The organism is Holospora curviuscula, assembly GCF_002930195.1.
Taxonomy (GTDB): Bacteria; Pseudomonadota; Alphaproteobacteria; order Holosporales; family Holosporaceae; genus Holospora; species Holospora curviuscula.
The window spans coordinates 1-2,552 of record NZ_PHHC01000070.1; the positions used below are offsets into that span (position 1 = coordinate 1).

3 protein-coding genes are annotated in these 2,552 nt (G+C 49.5%); all 3 read left to right on the top strand.

Annotated features, from left to right (window positions below; genetic code table 11):
- On the top strand, positions 1 to 582 hold a 582-nt coding region (locus HCUR_RS09480; RefSeq protein WP_243397247.1), incomplete at its 5' end, for a hypothetical protein.
- A gap of 15 nt (positions 583 to 597) precedes the next feature.
- Complete coding sequence (locus tag HCUR_RS01710) at positions 598 to 1,332, top strand: hypothetical protein (RefSeq protein ID WP_129591832.1); 735 nt, start codon at positions 598 to 600, stop codon at positions 1,330 to 1,332.
- The coding region (locus HCUR_RS01715) for a hypothetical protein (protein ID WP_129591833.1) at positions 1,322 to 2,552 on the top strand (1,231 nt) is incomplete at its 3' end. The genes HCUR_RS01710 and HCUR_RS01715, both read left to right, overlap by 11 nt.

Below are 2,552 nucleotides of genomic sequence, written 5' to 3' on the forward strand. Positions count from 1 at the left end.
GTCCGCTTGGCGCGAACCGCCTTAAGCAAAGACAAGGGCCCGGGGATACTGAAAAAAGAGGGCGGCAATGCTTCGGGTCTAAAGGCCACGGGAAAACAGCGCCAGGAAAAGAAAGCGGGGACTCAGGATATGACCCCGCAAGAGCAAAAGGCGTATTTCGAACGCTACAAAGACAATCCTGTGCCGGTGGGAGAATACCAACGTAAAGAAATAAATAAAATCGTTGAAAAGCGAGCTCAAGAAACTGGACTCAAGCATGAACAGCACCATGTATGGCCCGTGGCTCAGTCCGATGAAATCCTTAAGGTTACTGGACGGAAGTATAAAAACAATGCAGTGATTCCTTTGCCGGAACGGTTACATCAAGCCCAAGGACGAAAATTAATGCACAAAAGAAATGAGACACTTAAGCCACAGAATCCACGAGAATCTTTATTGCAAGGGGTGCAAGATACCCGCCAAGGATTACTGGATGCGGGCTGTGATCGAACAAAAACCAATGAGGCTTGCCTAGAGGCACTGAAGAAAATAAAGGCGGATAACCCGGAGGGATTTTCTGGAAAAATCCCCCCAAAACCCTAGAACATGGAGACAAAAATGACGAGAGAACAAATTTATACAGAAATTCGGGAACGATCCCCCCTTGGCGTTGGGAGTGATCCAGGGCTTTTAGAAGCCTTAGAAGCTTTTGAGGATGAAGAGTTATTAGAAGATTTAGAAGAATTGTACCAAGAGTGGGGAAGGGGTATTCAATTAAATCGCGCCAGGAAAAAGGAAGAGTTTGAGCGTATCCAGAAGTGCGAATCTTTATTTGATTTTATTACTCAGGCTATTTTTCATCACGGGGATCCTGCGGTGATTCCGCAATTGCTGAAGTATGTACCTTCCGATGATACGGACCAAGACCTGGTATTTATGGAGGATTATTCCAGTGAACATATATGTAATGGGATTACCGATGCGGATTATTTTGGGGAAGAGTATATTCCCGTGCTGTTGGGGTGTATTCATGAGTTGGTACCAAGGGCTATGCGAGCAGCAGATACTTTTTTATATCGGATGATTCTACAAAATTTGATTAAATTTAAAAATATAGATTTTTTGGTGAATTGTTTGCATTTAGCAAAAAGAGAGACTTTATTAAAAATTTTAGATTATTCAATTCGGGATGCTTTGGAAGAAATCAAAGAAAAAAATAATGATGAACGGATAGAGAATGTAATAAAACGCTTAAAAGAACCTATTGATTCTATTGTATTTGATGATGAAGGAGTGATTCAGGTTACTTTTTTACGGCAAGAATTCCTAAAACTCCATGGCCATGATGGCTAAACTCTTTTGGATGCGCTTTTCCTTTTGGGTAGACAAGAAGGAGGATACGGGCTCCAGTTCGGTGTTTTATCCCTCTTGCATTGAGGCTAGGGAGAAGCTCCTTCTGAGCCCCGCCCTGGGGCAGGATGGATTTGAGAAAGTTTCGGTGACCCGAGACAGCAAGATTCTCCAGAAAATCCAGGCTCGCCAAGGCCAGGGGGTGGACTTTGTGGACTGCTCGGTGCAAGGGAGGCTTAGTGTGGATACGCCGATTCTGGAGATCCTCTCCACAACGGGCCAGCGCCCCCCGGGCCTAGAGGTGGCGCCTCGCCCCGAGTTCACCGAGATTCACCACACGGTCCTGCCCTCTATTATTGAGGAAGCCCAAAGACCTCGTACCACTGTTAAGCCTGCCTTTAAGGCCGCTCTGGGGGTGGGCATTGCAGCTCTGGCAGGGGCCAGCGGAGGGATTGCCTCTGGCGTGCTTGCAGCGTCCGCTCAGGCCTTCATCCAAAAGGGAGGCCTGGAGTCTCTGGCCAACCACGAATCCCTCCAGCTCTCGGATATGCTCAAGGCAGCGGGGAAAAGCCTTGCAGTGCAAGGGCTAAGCTTAGGTGTGGGGGATCTGGGCAGCGCCGGGAACCTGATTAAGACGACGGCAGCCCATAGCTTGGTGTATCAGGAAAATCCTGTAAAAACCCTTGCCCGCCAAGGTGTTCTGCAGATCTCTGCCGCAGGAGCCTCAGAGATCGGCCAGGCCTATCGTAGCGGCCTTTCGGGGCTGGAACATAAATTACTCCACGGAGCCCTGGCCATGGCCTCCACTCTCTCCCTCCAGGCTCTGGAAAGCGGCACTGGAGACTGGAATCAGGCTCTTCTGGCGGCAGGCGCCACCATGGCGGCGGAATCCATGGCAGAGGGCTGTACGGGCCTTATCCGAGATCAAATGCCTACCCGGGAGCTGGGGGAGGAGGAAGAAGGGTATTTTCAGCGCTGTGATGAAGCCATTCGCGGCTTGGCGGAAACCACTTCTGCTTCGCTGAGAGTGCTGACGGCGGCAAGTTTGACCTTAGCAGGAAAGGATTCTGCCGCCATCCAGGCCTGTGATTTTGTCAGCGCCAACGCTTTGGAAAATAACTTCGTTCAGTGGATTGTGCCGGCGGTGATGGCACTGCTTACGGGACTGGAGGTGTGGGACGGCGCTCTAGAGATTTCGGAAGATCTCCAGGAAGGAAAAAATT